The sequence below is a fragment of the Sphingomonas sp. SRS2 genome (assembly GCF_000971055.1).
In the GTDB taxonomy this organism is placed as follows: Bacteria; Pseudomonadota; Alphaproteobacteria; order Sphingomonadales; family Sphingomonadaceae; genus Rhizorhabdus.
This window is the reverse complement of sequence record NZ_LARW01000086.1, coordinates 115,139-134,110: the sequence shown is the minus strand read 5'-3', so window position 1 is coordinate 134,110 and position 18,972 is coordinate 115,139. Positions and strand designations below refer to the sequence as shown.

19 protein-coding genes are annotated in these 18,972 nt (G+C 62.8%); 5 read left to right on the top strand and 14 right to left on the bottom strand.

Annotated features, from left to right (window positions below; all coding sequences use genetic code 11):
* Positions 1-237: 237 nt before the first annotated feature.
* The 3 genes from WP12_RS11640 to opgC form a co-directional block, all read right to left on the bottom strand.
* Positions 238-780 carry a helix-turn-helix domain-containing protein gene (locus WP12_RS11640; RefSeq protein WP_046193864.1) on the bottom strand — a complete coding sequence of 181 codons (543 nt, stop codon included), beginning with the start codon at positions 778-780 and terminating at the stop codon, positions 238-240.
* A gap of 69 nt (positions 781-849) precedes the next feature.
* Entirely contained in the window at positions 850-2,223 is a 1,374-nt protein-coding gene (locus tag WP12_RS11635; protein ID WP_046193863.1) for a class II 3-deoxy-7-phosphoheptulonate synthase, read from the bottom strand.
* Positions 2,224-2,327: 104 nt separating this feature from the next.
* Positions 2,328-3,452: an OpgC domain-containing protein gene (gene opgC, locus WP12_RS11630; RefSeq protein WP_084691110.1), complete on the bottom strand. Its 1,125-nt coding sequence runs from the start codon at positions 3,450-3,452 to the stop codon at positions 2,328-2,330.
* 135 nt (positions 3,453-3,587) lie between these two features.
* Between opgC and lon the strand changes: the two genes are divergently transcribed.
* A complete protein-coding gene (gene lon / locus WP12_RS11625) occupies positions 3,588-5,990 on the top strand; it encodes an endopeptidase La (RefSeq protein WP_046193862.1) in 2,403 nt (800 codons plus the stop codon).
* Positions 5,991-6,063: 73 nt separating this feature from the next.
* Here lon and WP12_RS11620 read toward each other — a convergent pair whose 3' ends face one another.
* From WP12_RS11620 to WP12_RS11565, 11 genes are all read right to left on the bottom strand, one after another.
* The gene (locus WP12_RS11620; RefSeq protein ID WP_046193861.1) at positions 6,064-6,501 is read right to left on the bottom strand and encodes a hypothetical protein; all 438 of its coding nucleotides are present in this window, start codon (positions 6,499-6,501) and stop codon (positions 6,064-6,066) included.
* Positions 6,502-7,040: 539 nt separating this feature from the next.
* Positions 7,041-7,379 carry a hypothetical protein gene (locus WP12_RS11610; protein ID WP_046193859.1) on the bottom strand — a complete coding sequence of 113 codons (339 nt, stop codon included), beginning with the start codon at positions 7,377-7,379 and terminating at the stop codon, positions 7,041-7,043.
* Between the two features lie 50 nt (positions 7,380-7,429).
* Positions 7,430-7,978 (bottom strand): helix-turn-helix domain-containing protein, encoded by a 549-nt coding sequence (locus WP12_RS11605; protein ID WP_046193858.1) that lies wholly within the window; start codon positions 7,976-7,978, stop codon positions 7,430-7,432.
* Positions 7,979-8,099: 121 nt separating this feature from the next.
* Positions 8,100-8,588 (bottom strand): GreA/GreB family elongation factor, encoded by a 489-nt coding sequence (locus WP12_RS11600; protein ID WP_046193857.1) that lies wholly within the window; start codon positions 8,586-8,588, stop codon positions 8,100-8,102.
* On the bottom strand, positions 8,585-9,388 hold the full coding sequence (locus WP12_RS11595) for a TrmH family RNA methyltransferase (RefSeq protein ID WP_046193856.1): 804 nt from the start codon (positions 9,386-9,388) through the stop codon (positions 8,585-8,587). Before WP12_RS11595 ends, WP12_RS11600 begins: the two co-directional genes overlap by 4 nt.
* A gap of 51 nt (positions 9,389-9,439) precedes the next feature.
* Positions 9,440-9,709, bottom strand: a complete 270-nt coding sequence (locus tag WP12_RS11590; RefSeq protein WP_046193855.1) for an HPr family phosphocarrier protein — start codon at positions 9,707-9,709, stop codon at positions 9,440-9,442.
* The gene (locus WP12_RS11585; RefSeq protein WP_046193854.1) at positions 9,706-10,113 is read right to left on the bottom strand and encodes a PTS sugar transporter subunit IIA; all 408 of its coding nucleotides are present in this window, start codon (positions 10,111-10,113) and stop codon (positions 9,706-9,708) included. The genes WP12_RS11590 and WP12_RS11585 overlap by 4 nt, the downstream gene beginning before the upstream one ends.
* Positions 10,114-10,132: 19 nt before the next feature.
* Positions 10,133-11,059 carry an RNase adapter RapZ gene (rapZ, locus tag WP12_RS11580; RefSeq protein WP_046193853.1) on the bottom strand — a complete coding sequence of 309 codons (927 nt, stop codon included), beginning with the start codon at positions 11,057-11,059 and terminating at the stop codon, positions 10,133-10,135.
* Positions 11,056-11,493 (bottom strand): HPr kinase/phosphorylase, encoded by a 438-nt coding sequence (locus tag WP12_RS11575; protein WP_443027864.1) that lies wholly within the window; start codon positions 11,491-11,493, stop codon positions 11,056-11,058. The genes rapZ and WP12_RS11575 overlap by 4 nt, the downstream gene beginning before the upstream one ends.
* A 2-nt stretch (positions 11,494-11,495) precedes the next feature.
* Positions 11,496-13,085, bottom strand: coding sequence for an ATP-binding protein (locus tag WP12_RS11570; protein ID WP_046193852.1), 1,590 nt, complete (start codon positions 13,083-13,085; stop codon positions 11,496-11,498).
* Complete coding sequence (locus WP12_RS11565) at positions 13,072-13,779, bottom strand: response regulator transcription factor (protein ID WP_046193851.1); 708 nt, start codon at positions 13,777-13,779, stop codon at positions 13,072-13,074. Before WP12_RS11565 ends, WP12_RS11570 begins: the two co-directional genes overlap by 14 nt.
* 251 nt (positions 13,780-14,030) lie before the next feature.
* On the opposite strand from WP12_RS11565, the gene WP12_RS11555 reads away from it, so the two are divergent.
* From WP12_RS11555 to guaB, 4 genes are all read left to right on the top strand, one after another.
* Positions 14,031-15,629, top strand: a complete 1,599-nt coding sequence (locus WP12_RS11555) for a phosphoenolpyruvate carboxykinase (protein WP_046193849.1) — start codon at positions 14,031-14,033, stop codon at positions 15,627-15,629.
* Between the two features lie 82 nt (positions 15,630-15,711).
* Positions 15,712-16,158, top strand: a complete 447-nt coding sequence (locus WP12_RS11550; RefSeq protein ID WP_046193848.1) for a hypothetical protein — start codon at positions 15,712-15,714, stop codon at positions 16,156-16,158.
* 64 nt (positions 16,159-16,222) lie between these two features.
* Positions 16,223-17,359, top strand: coding sequence for a GGDEF domain-containing protein (locus tag WP12_RS11545; protein ID WP_046193847.1), 1,137 nt, complete (start codon positions 16,223-16,225; stop codon positions 17,357-17,359).
* A 151-nt stretch (positions 17,360-17,510) separates the two neighbouring features.
* A complete protein-coding gene (guaB, locus tag WP12_RS11540; protein WP_046193846.1) occupies positions 17,511-18,968 on the top strand; it encodes an IMP dehydrogenase in 1,458 nt (485 codons plus the stop codon).
* The last annotated feature ends 4 nt before the right edge of the window (positions 18,969-18,972 follow it).

Below are 18,972 nucleotides of genomic sequence, written 5' to 3'. Positions count from 1 at the left end.
GGGAAGTCTTGGCCAGGTCGGTGGCGAACTGACGTTCCCGTACACAATGCGCATCGGCTCCTTTGTGCATGGCGGGAGGCAACGGAGAGGGCCGGCCCGTCTCGCGCCGACGCACGATGGACAGGACGCGCTGGAGAAAATGCCGGACGCGAAGGGGGTCTCCGACATCTTGGTGCTGCTGGTCGTGCGGTGCCGTTCTCGAATTCTGGCGAAATTGCCCGGTCGCGGAGCCGATGCTCAGCCCTTCAGCGCCAGTAAAAGCGTCGACAGCGCAGTCAGACCGGACAGCAATATGCCGGTCGCGATCGCCAGTCCAATGATAAGGCCGATCATCCATCCTGCGCGCTGCAGGATGGAGAGGGTGTTGCTTGGGCGGACATGCGTGGGGAAGGGCAGCGGGAGCCCGCGATCCTCGAGATAGGAAGCGCCATAGCCGGCGAGATCCTCTCGCAGCGTGACCCCCGAAGATGCCGTGCCCATGTCATTGCCATTGCCCCCTGTCGGGAACGATGGCCGAAAAGCGGGCGTTTCCGCTAGGTCCGGTGATTGGGGCCCCAATTCCCGGTGAGACGGATCGCCTTCCGCCGACGCCAGGATGCGCGCGGCTTCGATCCGGCTGTTGACGCCGAGGATCCGCATCGCCTCCTTGAGCCGCTTGTCGACTGTGTGCGCGGAAATGTGAAAGGTCTGAGCGATCTGCTTGGACGACTGATGCGCGAATACCAGGCGCAGATAAGCGCGCTGGCTGTCGGTCAGTTTGGCGATCGGTTCGGCGTTCATGACCTTGATTGACCTAGCGGCTGCGGGTGGGTCAAGCCATGGCTTACACTGATGGTTGGAGAGATGCGATCAGGCTGCTGCCCGATCGCGCTCCTTCATCTCCTGATTGAGCATTTCGGCGAGCAGGAATGCAAGCTCGATGCTCTGGCCCGCGTTGAGGCGAGGATCGCAATGCGTGTGATAGCGATCGGCGAGATTTTCGTCTGTCACCGCCATCGCGCCACCGGTGCACTCGGTCACGTTCTGCCCGGTCATCTCGGCATGGATGCCGCCGCCATGGGTGCCTTCCGCGCGGTGGACGGCGAAGAAGCCGCGGACCTCAGCGAGGATGCGGTCGAATGGCCGTGTCTTGTAGCCGTTCGGCGCCTTGACGACATTGCCGTGCATCGGGTCGCACGACCAGATGACCGGACGCCCCTCGCGCTTCACCGCGCGGACGAGGGTCGGCAGATGCTTTTCGATCTTGTCATGACCATAGCGGGTGATCAGCGTGATCCGGCCCGGCTGACGCGCGGGATCGAGCGTGTCGAGCAGGCGCAGCAATGCATCAGGCTCGAGGCTCGGGCCGCACTTCAGACCGATCGGATTGCCCACGCCGCGCAGGAATTCGACATGCGACGAACCCTCGAAACGGGTGCGATCGCCGATCCACAGCATATGCGCAGACGTGTCGTACCACTGGCCGGTCAGGCTGTCCTCGCGGGTCATCGCCTGCTCATAAGGCAGCAGCAGCGCCTCATGGCTGGTGTAGAATTGCGTGCCCTTCAGCTGTGGAACCGTCTCGGGATTGATCCCGCACGCGGCCATGAAGTCGAGCGCGTCGCCGATCCGGCTCGCAACTTCGCCGTACTGCGCCGCCCAAGGGCTGCGGTTCATGAAATCGAGCGTCCAGGCGTGGACCTGATGCAGGTTGGCGTAGCCGCCGCTGGCGAAGGCGCGAAGCAGGTTCAGCGTCGCCGCCGACTGGCTATATGCCTTGATCATCCGCTGCGGATCGGGCGCACGACCCGCCGGCTCGAAAGCGATATCGTTGATGATGTCGCCGCGATAGCTGGGTAGCGAGACGTCGCCCTGTTCCTCGGTCGCGGACGAGCGCGGCTTCGCGAACTGGCCCGCCATGCGACCGACCTTCACGATCGGCATCTTCGACGCATAGGTCAGCACCACCGCCATCTGCAGCAGCACCCGGAAGGTGTCGCGGATGTTGTTTGGATGGAACTCGGCGAAGCTCTCGGCACAGTCGCCGCCCTGCAGCAGGAAGGCCTTGCCGGCAGCAACTTGCGCCAGCGTAGCCGTCAGTTCGCGCGCCTCGCCGGCAAAGACCAGCGGCGGATAACCCGACAATTCCTTCTCGGCCGCAGCGAGCGCCGCCGCGTCCGGATAGTCCGGCATTTGCACCGCTTCATGTTGGCGCCAGCTGTCGGGCGTCCAGTTCGTCACCATGTTGAGTCCCACTTCCTTTTCGGGCGCTTCCCATGCGCGCGGGGGCCGTGAAAGGCAAGGGGAGGGTGGCTATCCGCATGGCAAGCTGCGGTTCTCCGATGGGGTCAGGCCGCCCTGCGCCTCTTCCACCATATGTAAAGATTGGCAAAGCTGCCGAGCAGCACGACGCTGGCGATACACAGCGCGATGTAGGCCGCGTGGAACGGGAGATATTCGATCCAGAGAAAACCGGCGGCGTAGCTGAGAGCGACGCTCACCACGAAGGTCTGGAGAGAATTCGACCCGATCACCGCGCATTGCCGCATCGGCCAGAGCCGCTGCAGGCGCGGCCACATCCACAATATGCTCATGATCAGCCAGCAGACGGACAGCGCATGGGCGACGCGGACGGGCCCGATGCGGATTTTGCTTTGATATTGTACCTGAAAGGAAAGCCAGTCCTGCGCAAGAAACAGGACGGTCAGCCCGGCAAATATCAGGATCGGCGGGACCAGCCAGCGCCAGTCGCCTTCGGCCCTTCGTTCCATCCGGGCGAGGAGGCGATAACGTCCGGCAGCCATCGCCCCGAAGAAGATCAGTTGCCAGGACGCGGGATTGAAGTTCCAGCGCCAGTCGCCGAGCGGCGAGCCGCCGACGATGTTGAACCAGCCATGTTCATGCGCAAACCAGTAAAGCCCGGCCGACACGGCAAGCGCCATGAAGGGTTGAAGTCTGAGCAGAAAGGCGAAGGCCGGCGCGGTCGCCAGCAGCACCATATAGGTGACGAGTATTTCGAGACAGTAAGGCTGGATGTACAGGATCAGGAAATCGGCGATCGTGGCCGGACCACCCTTTATGAACCAGTTGTAGAAGCTCAGCCGCGCAAGATCCGCCGACATCAAACAGAGCGGCAGCAGCACCAGGAACAGCCCGAGATTGTAAGCGTAGAGTTTGCCAGCGCGGCGCCAGACCTTGTCGGCGAAGCTGAGCACCGACGGGTCCTTGTCGGCCCGGAAATAAACTGCGCCGATCAGGTAGCCCGACAGCAGGAAGAATATCTCCGCCGCGCTCGAAAAACCCCATAATGTCAGGGTTGGAAACTGCATGCCCACCATGTGCATGCGGTCGGTGAAGCCGGTAATGTGGTTGATCGTGATGGTGATCAGCGCCAGCCCGCGCAATATGTCGATGCTGGCATCGCGCTGGCCGCGGCGCTGCCCGCTGCTGTCGTTAGAATCTCTGGACGTCACGGCGGCGGCTTACCGAAGATGCGCAAAAATACAACTTGGCGGCAAAACTGGTCCTGCCGTTCATTGATCCTGAAGATAGTGGAGCCCATATAGGGTCGGAGGTTGCGCCCCCGCGGCGTTCCGATCGGAGACTGCATGACTGAGAATCTGCCCGTATTGCCGCTGCGCGATATCGTTGTTTTCCCGCATATGATCGTGCCGCTGTTCGTTGGACGGGAAAAGTCCGTTGCGGCGCTCGAATCGGCTATGGCCGCCGACAAGTCTATCTTCCTCGTCGCACAGCTCGACCCCGCCGAGGACGACCCTGATCGTGACGCGCTTTACGATCTGGGTGTTGTCGCGACTGTGCTTCAACTGCTCAAGCTGCCCGACGGCACCGTTCGGGTGCTGGTCGAGGGAAAGCAGCGTGCCCGTCTTCAGGAGTTGCGCAGCGACGAAACTCATCTCGCCGCTACCGTCGAACTGATTGACGAAACCGTTGCCGAAGGTACCGAGATTTCGGCGCTGATGCGGTCGGTCATCGACCAGTTCGAAAATTACGCCCGGCTCAACAAGAAGCTGCCGGCAGAGACGTCGGTTCAGCTCGGACAGATCGAAGATGCCGCGAAGCTGGCCGACGCGGTCGCTGCTAACATCTCCATCAAGGTCGCTGACAAGCAGGCGTTGCTGGTCGAGCTGGATCCCGCCAAGCGGCTCGAAATGGCATTCGCCCTGATGGAAGGCGAACTGGGCGTGCTCCAGGTCGAGAAGAAGATCCGCAGCCGTGTGAAACGGCAGATGGAGAAAACCCAACGCGAATATTATCTTAACGAGCAGCTCAAGGCGATCCAGCGGGAGCTGGGTAATGGCGAAGGCGAGGAAGGCGGCGATGAACTGGCCGAACTCGCCACCAAGATCGCCAAGCTCAAGCTGTCGAAGGAAGCGCGGAGCAAGGCCAATACCGAGCTCAAGAAGCTGCGGACCATGGCGCCTATGTCGGCCGAAGCGACGGTTGTCCGCAATTATCTAGACGTGCTGCTGGGCCTGCCCTGGGGCAAGAAGTCGAAGCTCAAGAAGGACATCGCGGCGGCGCAGGCTGTGCTCGACGCTGATCATCATGGTCTGGAGAAGGTCAAGGATCGCATCGTCGAATATCTGGCGGTGCAGGCGCGCACGAATAAGCTGAAGGGGCCGATCCTGTGCCTCGTAGGCCCTCCGGGCGTCGGCAAGACCTCGCTCGGTCGCTCGATCGCCAAGGCGACGGGGCGCGAATTCGTGCGCCAGTCACTGGGTGGCGTGCGCGACGAAGCCGAAATTCGTGGTCATCGCCGCACCTATATCGGCTCGCTGCCGGGCAAGATCGTCACCAATCTGAAGAAGGCCGGTGCGTCGAACCCGCTGTTCCTCCTCGACGAGATCGACAAGCTCGGCCAGGATTTCCGCGGCGACCCGGCATCGGCGCTGCTTGAGGTGCTTGATCCGGAACAGAACAGCAAGTTCCAGGATCATTATCTGGAGATCGATATCGATCTGTCTGACGTGATGTTCGTGTGTACTGCGAACAGCCTGAACCTGCCGCAGCCGCTGCTGGACCGCATGGAGATCATCCGGCTGGAAGGCTATACCGAGGATGAGAAGGTCGAGATCGCCAAGGCGCACCTGCGCGACAAGCAGATCGAGGCACATGGGCTGAAGGCGGACGAATTTGAGCTGACTGACGCAGGCCTGCGCGACCTGATCCGCTATTACACCCGCGAGGCGGGCGTGCGCACGCTGGAGCGCGAGATCGCGAAGCTGGCCCGCAAGAGCCTGCGCCGCATCCTGGAAGGCAAGGAAAGCCGGGTAGTCATTACCCCCGAAAACCTATCCGACTTTGCCGGCGTGCGGAAATTCCGCTTCGGCATCGGCGAGGAAGAGGATCAGGTCGGCGCGGTGACGGGTCTGGCGTGGACCGAGGTAGGTGGCGAATTGCTGACCATCGAAGCGGTGACGGTGCCCGGCAAGGGCGGCATCAGCACGACCGGCAAGCTTGGCGATGTGATGAAGGAGAGCGTCCAGGCGGCGTTCAGCTTCGTCAAGGCGCGTGCGCCGGCCTATGGCGTGAAGCCGAGCCTGATCGCCCGCAAGGATATTCATATCCATCTGCCCGAGGGCGCGGTCCCTAAGGACGGGCCTTCGGCGGGTATCGGCATCACCACGGCGATCGTCTCTACCCTCACAGGCATCCCCGTCCGCAAGGAAGTGGCGATGACCGGCGAAGTGACGCTGCGCGGCCGGGTGCTGCCGATCGGCGGCCTGAAGGAGAAGCTGCTGGCCGCGTTGCGGGGCGGGATCACCACCGTCCTCATCCCCAAGGAGAATGAGAAGGATCTCGTCGAAATCCCCGGCAATATCCGCGAGGGGCTCAAGATCATTCCGGTGAGCCATGTCGATGAGGTTCTAGCGCTCGCGTTGGCCGCTCATGTCACGCCGATCGACTGGACCGAGGCGGACGATCTGGCGCTCACTATCAAAGGCGCGACGGCACCCGATGGCGGGGAAACGCCGGTTCGGCACTAGGGTGCGTTGCTGGGAATGAGGAGGTCGGGCGGCGACGCCCGGCCTCTATTCGGATGTGCTCGGGCCTAGCTCATTAATGCCGCCGAACGTGCTTCAGCGGCATTTTCTGGTAATGGCTGCGGACGGCTAATGCCAGGATGACCCACGACGGATAACTCCAAAGCGCTACGGCATTATATGCTGCTGCAGGCTGCATATTTGGGATCAGCGGAGCTAGGTGTCCGAGCACCGACACACCTTGGATCGACGCAATCCACAGCGGCCAGAATTTCTTTGAACGCAGCGCGATGAGTTGCAGCGAGACGAACAGGCATAGGTCAACGACGGCGATGGATGCTTCAACATGTTCGAAGCTTGCGCGCGTCGTCGGGACGAGAGCGCTCATATAAGAGCCGAGGATCATGCTGATGGCGACGAGACGCTCTTCCCAACCGCCCCTGCGGAACGCGTAAAATGCCGAAGCCCACATCACGAGGCCATAGAACATGGGGCGGAAAACTTCGGAGTCCATGCTTGGCCTACGATGTTACGAACAGAGCGTCGGGGCCTTTCGGATCACCGAGTGCGGCCCTGATGGCGAAAGTATATTGACCGTTCACGGTGATGGGCGCGTATTCCGAACACCAACACAATCAATATCGGCCAACTCCATGATGCGGCAGCTCTCCAATAGCCTAGAGGCTGCATATGGGGAACAAGGGGCGATAAATGCGCCAGCGTCGTTAAAGCGTGCATCGCAGTTATCCATAGCGGCCAATATTTTTCTGATCGCAATGAGATGAAGAGCAACAGCGCCAGTAGACCAAGGTCCACCAGAAGGATCGGCGTTTCGATGTGATTAAACAGAATTGCCTTGGGACTCGCGACCAAGACGGTGAGATATGCGTTCGCGATTATACCAGCTATGGCGAGGCGTTCTTCCCAACCGCCGCGACGGAGAGCGTAAACGAAGATCGTCCAGATGAGAACGCCGTAGAAGATTTGCCGGAAACCCATTGACCCCAACCGATCCACCGAGTGCCGGCAGGGGTCAAGGGTATTCCGATCGGTTCAGGCGACCCGGCGCGGCTTCTCGACAGTTTCAAGGGGTCGCGCGGAAAGCTTCTCGCCGCCCGCCACCACCGGCAGATTAAATCTGCGCTGCACCACCGCAAGCTCGCGATGTCCATCTACGACTTGCCCGCGCGCCGTAACAATCGTCGAGAGCGAGTTGTAAAAGTGGGTGAATGCACCCTGTGCCACCTCCATCGCGAAATTACCGTCGAGGCGCGCCTGCGGCAGCTCCGCAGCCAGCAGGGCGCCGTGCTTGGCCGCCATGTCGAGCGCGCGCTCATATTCTTCCAATGCGGCATAAACGCGCAGCGTTGCATCATCACGGTTCTTAGACATGACTCTCCCCTTGCGCCGGAACGGGCGCCCCGATGGGTTGATGGAAATCCCTAGCGCTTCAGCGCCAGGAGGATGTTCGTCAAAGTGGCGAAGCCAGACAGTAACGCGCCGGCGCCCAGGCCCATTCCAAAGATCAGTATCGCGATCCAGAACAGGCGTTGAGCGATCGTCAGGTCATTGCGCGGCTTCCCTCTGGTAGGGACGGGTAGTGGGAAGTCGATGATGCCCGCATCACGAAAGGTCCGGTATGGAACCTGGTCCTCACGAAGCGCGCTCACTCCATCCCCCTGCCTGTCACCGACAACTGCCGGTGAGCTCATGATGGGCGCTTCTACCCGGGAAACAACCGGTTGCGGTTGACTAGTCAACCGCTGACTAGGCGCTTCGGCAGCGTTGCGCTCATAGGCCTCGAGCAGGCGGGCGGCCTCAAGGCGGTTCGCGACGCCGAGGGTCTGGATCGCGCTACGGAAATGGTTGTCGACCGTCATTGGGGAAATCCCCAGCTGGCGGCCGATCTCCTTCGATTGCATATGGTGCAGGACAAGGCGCAGGCAATCGCGCTGCCGGGCTGTCAACTTCGTGATGGCCTCATGACCCATGCGCTAAAATTACCTCATCGGTGGGCCAAGTCGATGCGAAACTTCGACGAGAAGTTTCGCGCAGCTGATCCGTATAGGGACAACCATCGGGAAAGCCCTTGTTTTCAGCCGGTAGAGCGGCTCAGCGGTCGGGATAGCGGATCGAAAGAATTTCCTGTTCGCGGGTCCCGCCCGGCAACGTCACCCGCCGAAGGTCGCCCACCGCAGCGCCCTTCAGCGCATGCGCCAATGGCGAACGCCAGCTGATCCGGCCCTGGCCGGCATCGGCCTCGTCCTCACCGACCAGGGTGACGACCCGTTCGACATCGTCTTCATCGACGATCGTAACGGTCGCACCGAAATAGACTCGGCTCCGGTCTTCCTGTCCGGTTGGATCGACGACCTTGGCGGACTTCATTCGCCGCGACAGATGGCTGAGCTCGCGATCGATCTCACGCAGCTTCTTGCGGCCGTAGATATAATCGCCATTTTCGGAGCGATCGCCGTTGCCTGCGGCCCAGCTGATAACTTCGACCAGCGCCGGGCGTTCGGTTCCGAACAGAAGCTCGTAGCGCGCCCGCATCGCGGCAAAGCCGGCAGGAGTTATATAATTCGGGCGGTCGACGCTCATTTTGGGCGTCGCTGGTTAAGAACCTCATAGGCCATCACCGCGGTCGCCACCGCGGCATTGAGGCTGTCCGCGCGCCCGAGCATGGGCATCCTGACAAGCAGATCGCATTCAGTTTCATAGTCGGTCGGAAGGCCCTGAGCCTCATTGCCGACCAGGATGAAGGTGGGCGCAGCGTAGCGCGGCGCCTGATAATCCTGTGTCGCTTTGAGGCTGGTGCCGACCAGTTGCCCCGGTCCGCCGCGGAGCCACGCGAGGAATTCCGGCCAGCGGGTGGTAGCGATCCTTTGCGTGAACAGCGCGCCCATCGTCGCGCGGACCGACTCGACCGAGAAGGGGTCGACGCAGTCGTCGACCAGAATGAGCCCACCTGCGCCGACTGCGTCACCCGTTCGCAGGATCGTGCCGAGATTGCCGGGGTCACGCAGCGATTGCGCGACGATCCATATATCGGCGGTGGCGCGGTCGATGCGATCGAGCGAGGTGTCGAACTCGCGATAGACCCCGATCACCGTCTGCGGATTGTCCTTGCCCGACAGTTTCGACAGAATGTCGCGATCGGTCTCGATTGCTTCGCCGCCACCGGCTTCTACCTGATCGACGAGCCTTTTCGCCAAGGGATGCTCCGCTCCGTCCTTCGCGAAGAAGATCATGTCGGGGAGAACGCCGCTGTCGGCGGCTTCCGTCAGGATGCGCAGGCCTTCAGCAATGAACAGCCCTTCACTTTTCCGGTGACGCTTCTCGCGAAGCGACCGGACACGCTTGATAAGCGGATTGGAAAAGGCGGTTATCTGGCGGGGCAGGGGATCGTCTCTCGATCAAAAATCCGTTCGTCCCAGCGAACGGCGTGAAACCTAATCTTCGCCGAATTTGCCCTCGACCAGTTCGACGAGCGCGGCGAGCGCTTTTTCGGCGCCGTCGCCGCTGGCCGAGATGATCACGCTGTCGCCTTTCGCGGCGCCGAGCATCATCAGCCCCATGATCGAGGTTCCGGCGACCTTGGAGCCATCCTTCTCCACCTCGACTTCGGCGCTGTGCGCACTCGCCAGCGTCACGAATTTTGCGCTCGCTCGGGCATGCAGACCACGGATATTGGTAATCTGGACCTCACGCTGAAGCGTCATGCAGCGGCTTCCCCAAGCACTTCGGACGCGACCGAGATATATTTGCGCCCCGCGTCGCGCGCAGCGGCCACTGCCGCCTTGATCTTCATCATCTTGCGTGCGCCCTCGAGCCGAATGAGCATGGGCAGGTTGATGCCCGCAATCACCTCGACCCGTCCCGGCTCCATAAGTGAGATAGCCAGGTTCGACGGGGTGCCGCCGAACAGATCGGTGAGCAGAATCACGCCTGAGCCATCGTCGACGGCCTTCACGGCGCGTGCGATATCGGCGCGCCGGCCTTCCATGTCGTCATCAGGGCCGATGCAGATCGCCTCTATGGCGGTCTGCGGCCCGACGACATGTTCCATCGCGGTGACGAATTCGGCCGCCAGACGGCCATGGGTAACGAGCACCAATCCGATCATTCAACTAACAATCCAACGGTCATGATCCTTCGCCTGGCACGGTGCTCTCCCGAGCGTTCGACTTCGGTTGAGTCAAATCGCGGTGCCGGACCGTGGGCGAAAATCCCGCCTCGCGCAACAGACTTGCGAGGGTTTCGGCGAAATGCACCGATCTGTGCTTTCCCCCGGTGCAGCCTATGGCGATCGTAATATAGTTTTTCCCCTCGGCTTCATAGCGCGGGAGCAGCAGCGATATGAGTGCGCCGATCCGCGATCTTGCTTCGTCATAAGCGGGATCGGCGGCGATATACTCCGCAACCTCGGGATCCAGGCCCGACCGGGGCCGCAGCTCGGGGTCCCAATGCGGATTGCGCAGGAAGCGCATGTCGAACATCAGGTCGGCCTCGCGCGGCACGCCGCGCGAGAAGGCGAAGGACATCACCGTCAAGGTCGCGCCGCTGCTGGTCGAGTCGCCGAAACGGTCGCGCAGCATCGCCTGAAGGTCGTTGCTCGCCCGGCCGGTCGTGTCGATCAGGTCGTCGGCGGCGGCGCGCAGCGGCGCGAGAAGCTCCCGTTCGAGGGTGATCCCGTCCTCGATCTGACGATCCTGCGCCATAGGGTGGCGGCTCCGCGTCTCGGAATAGCGGCGGGTGATCTCGGCGCCCGACGCATCGAGGAACAGGATCGAGGTATCGCGGCCGCCGTCGCGCAGCGATTGAGCGCGGCCGACGATCTGTCGGCTGTCGAAATCCCGCGTCCGGCTGTCGATCCCCAGCGCGAGTGGGCGACCGTCGTCATGGCTTCCTTCGGGCGGGCTTGCGGCGAGCAGGCGATCGAGCAGCGACACCGGCAGATTGTCGACGGTTTCCCAGCCCATATCCTCGAGCGCCTTGAGCGCGGTCTTCTTGCCCGATCCGGACATGCCGGTGACGAACAATATACGGCGCGGGCCGGGCTTCCTGGTCATGAGGCTCCTCGGAGCCCATAACGAAGCAGCGCCAACTCGGCCTTGATCGGCGCCGATGCCTCAAGGGCCGCGATTGGGAGGGTCGGGATCGCCACGCCGCAATATTCGGCCATCGCCAGTGGCTCGTCGGGCAACCGCTCCGGTGGGTTGTCCAAGTCGAGAACCAGCGCGACCGGTCCCTCGCCGGCAAAGGCGATGTCGACGATACCGACGCCGCGTATCTCGATCTGGCCGGCGATCGTCGCCGGTGGACTGGCGTAAAGAGCGCCGTCGCGCGCGGTCAGATGAGTATAGTCATCCGATAGCAGCAGCGCGCCGCGATCGATCAAGCGCAGCGCCAGATCCGATTTGCCGCGCCCCGGTGCCCCGACGAGCAGCAGCACCCGCCCACCGATCATCACGCCGGTTGCGTGCAGCGGGTTGGCGTTCGCCACCGTCAGCGGCTCCAGGCCGGCAGGCGAATCACGAATCTGGCGCCTGTAGGGGCATTATCCCGGTCGGTTGCGATAATCGTGCCATTATGACCCTCGACAATTGCCTTGGCGATGGCGAGGCCCAGGCCGCTATGACGGCCGAACTGCTCGCCCTCCGGGCGGTCGCTGTGGAAGCGGTTGAAGATTGCCTCGCGCGCCTCGGGCGGCACGCCGGGCCCTTCGTCTTCCACCCGAATCACGACATCATCGCCATCGCGCGTGGCTGCAACCTGAACGAGCCCGGCCGGCGGCGAGAAGGACACCGCATTCTCGACCAGATTCTCGACGACGCGGGTCAGCCGCGAGCCGTCGCCGAACACGACGGCAGTGCCACGGTGAGGCCGGGCGAACGCGACGCGGACCTCACGATTGCGGCCGCGCTCCTCGCGTGTCGTCAGCAGCCCTTCGATCATGATTCCCAGATCGATCGATTCGAATCGCGCGCGGGCGAGCTCGGCGTCGACCCGCGACGCTTCGGCGATGTCGGTGATCAGCCGGTCGAGCCGGCCGACATCGTCGCGGATGACGTCGATCAGCTGCTTCTGAAGCCCGGGGTCCTGGACCAGGCCAAGGCTGTCGACCGCAGAGCGCAGCGAGGCGAGGGGGTTCTTAAGTTCGTGCGTGACGTCCGCCGCGAAGGCTTCAGTGGCGTCGATCCGCTGGCGGATGGCGAAGCTCATATCGGACAGGGCCCGCGCCAGCGTGCCGATCTCATCGCGGCGTTCGGGCAGGCGCGGCACCTGGACCTCGCGCGCGCGGCCAAGACGCACGTGATGTGCCGCGAGCGCCAGCCGGCGCAACGGGCGCACGATCGTCCGCGCCAGGAATAGCGACAGGCTTACCGACACTAACACGACGATTAGCAGGACGACCCCGAGGCGGAGCCGCTCGGCGCGAACGATCCGAGTGATGTCGCGCTGATTCTCGGTCGACAACAGCACATTGCCGCTACCTCGAGTCCCACGCACGTCGATCGCCGCGATGATCATCGGGGTGCGATCGGGAGCACGTTGCACCGCGGTCACGATGTTGCGCTCGCGCAGTGCCGTCAGCGCCTCCGGCCAGGCGGCGAGGGTGTCGGGATGAGGTTCCAGATAATTTGGGGGGCGGTCGGCGGCGACGATCACGTCGATCGAGCGGTCGAGAAACCGTGCGACGCGCTTTTGCCATTCTTCCTGACTGGGATCGCGCAGATCATAGGTTCGCCCCGACATCGACCAGCTATCGAAGGCAACGTTGATGCCGGTAGCCGGCGCGCCGGGATCGGGATAGTGATAGACGCGCAGCCGTGTATCGGTGAGCAGCCCGAATTTGGCGAGCAAAGCGGGCCGGCCGGCGGGTGGCGTCACCGAATAGGCTTCGGCGATGAGCCGCACTTGGGTTGCGGTTTCTTCCAGCCGCGCGTCGATAAGCTGCGAGCGATAGCTGTCGAGATAGAAGAATCCGCCCGCCAGCATCGCCAGCGCGAAGATATTGACCGCCAGGATGCGGGTGGTGAGCGACGTGCGCGCGGCCGCCTCGGGCGTGCCGAGGGCGCTGTCATTCCTCAGCAAAGCGGTATCCCACGCCGTACAGCGTCTCGATGGCCTTAAACTCGTTGTCGACCTGGCGGAATTTCCGGCGCAGCCGCTTGATGTGGCTGTCGATCGTGCGGTCGTCGACATAGACATCGTCCTGATAGGCGGTGTCCATCAGCTGATCGCGCGATTTGACGAAGCCGGGGCGCTGGGCGAGCGCTTCGAGGATCAGGAACTCGGTGACGGTCAGCGTCACGTCCTGCCCATTCCATTGCACCCGGTGGCGCGCCGGGTCCATGGCGAGGCGGCCGCGGACGATCTTTTCGGCGGGCGGCGCGTCGGGCTGGTCGTCGGGCTGCGCGCGCGCCTCGGTGCGCCGAAGAATAGCGCGAATCCGTGCGATCAGCAGCCGCTGCGAAAAGGGCTTGGTGATATAATCGTCCGCGCCCATCGCAAGGCCGAGCGCTTCGTCGAGCTCGTCATCCTTGGAGGTGAGGAAGATCGTGGGCACGCTGCTTTTCTCGCGCAACCGCCGGAGCAGCTCCATCCCGTCCATCCGCGGCATCTTGATGTCGAGCACCGCGAGGTCGGGCGGATTGTCCAGCAATGCCTTGAGCGCGGCTTCGCCATCCGAATAGACGCGCACCGTAAAACCTTCGGATTGCAGCGCGATCGATACCGATGTCAGGATGTTGCGATCGTCATCGACCAGTGCGATCGTGGGCGTCATGGGACCGGATGGCCTCCTGCTTGTGATAATGGCCTACACGCCATGGCCCGGAAATTGCGCGCCCTGCCTAGCGCAGCCCCCCCGCCCGTTCAACCGTGCTGCGCACCCCTTTACGATGACCGCCTTTGAAACTATGCGCGATGGGAAAGATAAAGGCGCGAAGGAGGCCCCCGCCAAGATGGGGGACCTGCTCGGGCTACATTAGGAGAGCACTCCCGTAACCGGGGGGCTCACCCGAATAGGAGAATATCGTGCCTCAGCTCACGCCCGCCTTTGGCCTCGACAAGCAGGGACTTGATGTCGTCGCCAGGCTTCACTGGAATCTCGGAACCGCGCCACTGGTCGAAATGGCCGTGCAGCGTGGCGAAGGCATCCTCGCCAAGGATGGTCCGCTCGTCGTCAAGACAGGCGCTCACACCGGCCGTTCGGCCAACGACAAGTTCATCGTCCGCGACGCCGAGACCGAGGACACTGTCTGGTGGGGCAAGACCAACAAGGGGATGGCGCCCGAGCAGTTCGCTACGCTGAAGGCGGATTTCCTCGCGCATCTCAAGACGAAGGACACCCTTTTCGTCCAGGACCTCTTCGGCGGTTCGCAGCCCGCGCATCGGGTGAACACCCGCGTGATCACCGAATTCGCCTGGCACAGCCTGTTCATCCGCACCCTGCTGGTGCGCCCTGACTCCGCCCAACTGGCGAGCTTCGTGCCCGAATTCACGATCATCGACCTGCCGAGCTTCGCCGCCGATCCCGCGCGCCACGGTTGCCGCAGCGAGACGGTGATCGCGGTCAACTTCACCGAGAAGCTGATCCTGATCGGCGGCACGCGCTATGCGGGCGAGATGAAGAAGTCGGTGTTCGGCATCCTCAATTACAAGCTGCCGGTCGCCGGCGTGATGCCGATGCACTGCTCCGCCAATATCGGCCCCAAGGGCGACACCGCGGTCTTCTTCGGCCTGTCGGGCACCGGCAAGACGACGCTTTCCGCCGACGCCAGCCGTACCCTGATCGGCGACGACGAGCATGGCTGGTCGGACGAGGCGGTCTTCAACTTCGAAGGCGGCTGCTATGCGAAGATGATCAATCTTTCGCCTGAGGCCGAACCGGAAATCTACGCGACCTCGAAGCGCTTCGGTACGGTGCTCGAGAATGTCGTGATCGACCCGGACACCCGCGAACTCGACTTCAACGACAACAGTTTGGCCGAGAATAGCCGCGGTTCCTATCCGATCGATTTCATCCCCAATGCGTCGAAGGACAATCTGGGGCCGGTGCCGAAGAACATCATCTTCCTGACCGCCGACGCCTATGGCGTATTGCCGCCGATCGCGAAGCTGACCCCCGAACAGGCGATGTACCACTTCCTGTCGGGTTATACCGCGCGGGTTGCAGGCACCGAAATCGGCGTGACCGAGCCTTCGGCTACCTTCTCGACCTGCTTCGGCGCGCCGTTCATGCCACGCCATCCCTCGATCTACGGCAATTTGCTTAAAGAGCGGATCGCCAAGGGTGGCGTCGATTGCTGGCTGGTCAACACGGGCTGGACCGGAGGCAAATATGGCGTCGGCAACCGCATGCCAATCAAGGCTACCCGCGCGCTGCTCAACGCCGCGCTCGACGGCAGCCTGAACGACGCCGAGTTCGTCGTCGATCCCAATTTCGGTTTCCGCGTCCCGCTCGCGGTTGCCGGGGTCGACAGCAAGATCCTGCAGCCGCGTGACACCTGGGCAGACAAGGCCGATTATGACGCGACGGCCCGGAACCTCGTCGGCCAGTTCATCGAGAATTTCGCGCAATTCGCGGATCATGTCGACGAAGGCGTTCGTCAGGCGGCACCGAAGGCGGCCTGACCACATCCACAGGAGCCTCTCGGCTTTCAGGAGGGCGCCCCGGCTTCGGCGGGGGCGCCCTTCTTGTATTTGGAGTAGGAAGATGACCGGTCAGGAAAAGCCGCGCCTGTTCGCGGATGACGAAAGCGTACGCCATATCGGCCATGGCCTGCTCGACCGCAGCCTGCCCAAGGAGGCATGGACCCATGAGGCGCATCTCGCCGCCTGCCTGTGGATCATCACCGAGTGTCCCGATATCGATCCGGACACGGACATGCGCGCGATCATCGGCGGATATAACGAGGCGGTCGGTGGCTTGAACGACGATCAGGGCGGCTATCATGACACGATAACCCACAGCTTCATCGCAGGGGTACGCAGCTGGCTGGCGCGCTGCCCTGACGTGACGCTGGTCGACCGCGTCAATAGTCTCCTTGAATCGTCCGAGGGACAGCGCGATTGGCCGCTGCATTTCTATAGTCGCGATGTGCTGTTTTCGGTTGCCGCGCGCCGCGGGTGGGTAAAGCCGGACATCAAATCTTTACCATGATCGCTGGGCGGAAAATTAAGACCAAAGAACTAAGCCGGTCGCCTACTCTTCTGGGCGGATAACCATGTTCGAATCGAAGCCACCTTCCTCCGCTGGCCGCAAGGGCTGGAGCCTGGACACCCTGCTGGGCCGCACTGCCGAGCCCGTTGCCGCTCCTGCCCCTGCTGCACCGGCAATGGTCGCTGCGCGCGCCGAACCGGCGCCAGCCAACGATCTGTTTTTCCGTATCGGCGGGTTCCTGAAGGCGCACCCGCTCGATCCGACACCCGTCAACTATGATCTCGCCTATCAGTATCTAGGTGGGCACAATTCCGAACTGGTCGTCGCGGTCGAGGCCGCGATCGCCCGTGACGGTGTGCTGCTAGCGAATGTCGCGGAAGAGATCTCCGACGCGGCCGCCAACCAGGTGTCGAGCGAGCTGGTCGAGAAGCTGATCGATCAGGCGCACCAGAGCATGACGCTTGCTGCCAGCCTGGTCGGCCAGTCGCGGACCGATGCCAAGGCTTATGGCAGCGCCCTCGACAAGGGTGCGGGGGCGCTCGATGCCGGCGGCGAGTCGGCCACCCGCGCGCTCGGTTTGATGGTCGAACTGACCCGGACGATGATCGACAAGACCCAGAATGCCGAGCGCCGTCTCGCCGAGATGGGCACGCAGATGGAATCTCTCCAGGGCGACCTCGCTGAGGCCCAGGCGGTCGCCGAGAGCGATCCGCTGACCGGCCTCGCCAACCGCCGTGCTTTCCAGTCGCGGCTCGTCCGCGCCATGGCGCAGGCGCAGGCAGAGGGTACGCCGCTGTCGGTCGCCTTCTGCGACATCGATCATTTCAAGAAGATCAATGACAATTTCGGCCATGACACTGGCGATCGCATCCTCAAGATGGTGGCCGACGCATTGACCGATGGCGCCGGAGAGGACGCTTTCGTCGGCCGCTTCGGCGGCGAGGAGTTCCTGATCCTGTTCGACGGGATCATGGCGCGGCGCGCGGCGATGCGGGTCGACGAAATCCGCGACGAACTGTCGGGCCGGCATCTGGTCTCCAAGACCAATGGCGAGCCGCTCGGCACCGTCACTTTTTCGGCAGGCATCGCGCAGCTTCTGCCCGGTGAAGCAGACGGGGACATGCTCCGCCGCGCCGACGAAGCGCTCTACAACGCCAAGAATGGCGGCCGGAACCGCGTGATCATCCACGGAGAGGAATAGGCGCTCGAACGCCTAGTTCCAGGAAGGCCGACATCCTCCCGGGTGTCGGCCGTTATTGTTATTACAAATAAGGCAAGCACGGGCTGGTTATCGCGGGCCGCTCGACATATATGGCCTCGAATCCTTAACCACCTCGCGGGGATTCGACTTCATGGACATCAGCCTCGGCCTCACCTTCGACGACGTGCTCCTCCGGCCCGGCGAATCGGATGTGCTGCCGAGTCAGGCCGACACCGCCACCCATGTGACCAAGGCGATCCGGCTCAATATCCCGATCCTATCGTCGGCGATGGACACCGTCACCGAAGCCGACATGGCTATCGTGATGGCGCAGCTTGGCGGCCTCGGTGTTCTCCATCGTAATCTCACCGTCGAGGAGCAGGCCGCCGCCGTCCGCGCGGTCAAGCGGTTCGAATCGGGTATGGTGGTCAATCCCATCACGATGCGCCCGGAGCAGACATTGTCCGACGCGCTTGAGCTGATGGCGCGGCACCGCATCTCCGGTATTCCGGTGGTGCAAGCCGACGGCAAGCTGCTCGGCATCCTGACCAATCGCGATGTCCGCTTCGCCGAAAATCCCAATCAGCCGGTTGCCGAGCTGATGACCAGCCAGAACCTCGCCGTCGTCCGCACCGGAGTCTCGCAGGAAGAAGCGCGCCGCACGCTGCACCAGCGCCGGATCGAGAAGTTGCTCGTCGTCGACGACGGTTATCGCTGCGTCGGCCTGATCACGGTCAAGGATATCGAGAAGGCCGTTACCTATCCCAACGCCACCAAGGACGGGACTGGCCGCCTGCGTGTAGCAGCCGCTACAACAGTCGGTGACAAGGGCTTCGAGCGCACCGAAGCGCTGATCGATGCCGAATGCGACCTGATCGTGATCGATACCGCGCACGGCCATAACAAGGATGTCGCCCGCGCGGTCGAGCGGGTGAAGCGCCTGTCCAATTCGGTTCAGGTCATTGCCGGCAATGTCGCCACCGCCGAGGCGACCCGCGCCCTGATCGACGCGGGCGCGGATGGGATCAAGGTCGGGATTGGCCCGGGATCGATCTGCACCACGCGCGTTGTCGCCGGCGTCGGCGTGCCGCAGCTTAGCGCGGTGATGGAATCGGCCGAGGAGGCCGCCAAGTCTGGCATCCCCGTGATCGCGGATGGCGGGCTGCGCACTTCGGGGGATCTCGCCAAGGCGCTTGCCGCCGGCGCTGGGTGCGTGATGGTCGGGTCGCTCCTTGCCGGCACCGAGGAAGCTCCGGGCGAAACCTTCCTCTATCAGGGCCGCGCTTATAAGAGCTATCGCGGCATGGGCTCGGTCGGCGCCATGGCGCGGGGGTCCGCGGATCGGTATTTCCAGCAGGACATCAAGGACCAGATGAAACTGGTTCCCGAAGGCATTGAGGGGCAGGTGGCTTATAAGGGGCCGGCCCGCGACGTAATCCACCAGCTTGTCGGCGGCGTGAAGGCGGCGATGGGCTATACCGGATCCAAGACGATCCCCGACCTTCAGAAGCGCGCCAAATTCGTCCGCATCACCAATGCGGGCCTGCAGGAAAGCCATGTGCACGATGTATCGATCACCCGCGAGGCGCCCAATTATCCGACACGGTAGGACC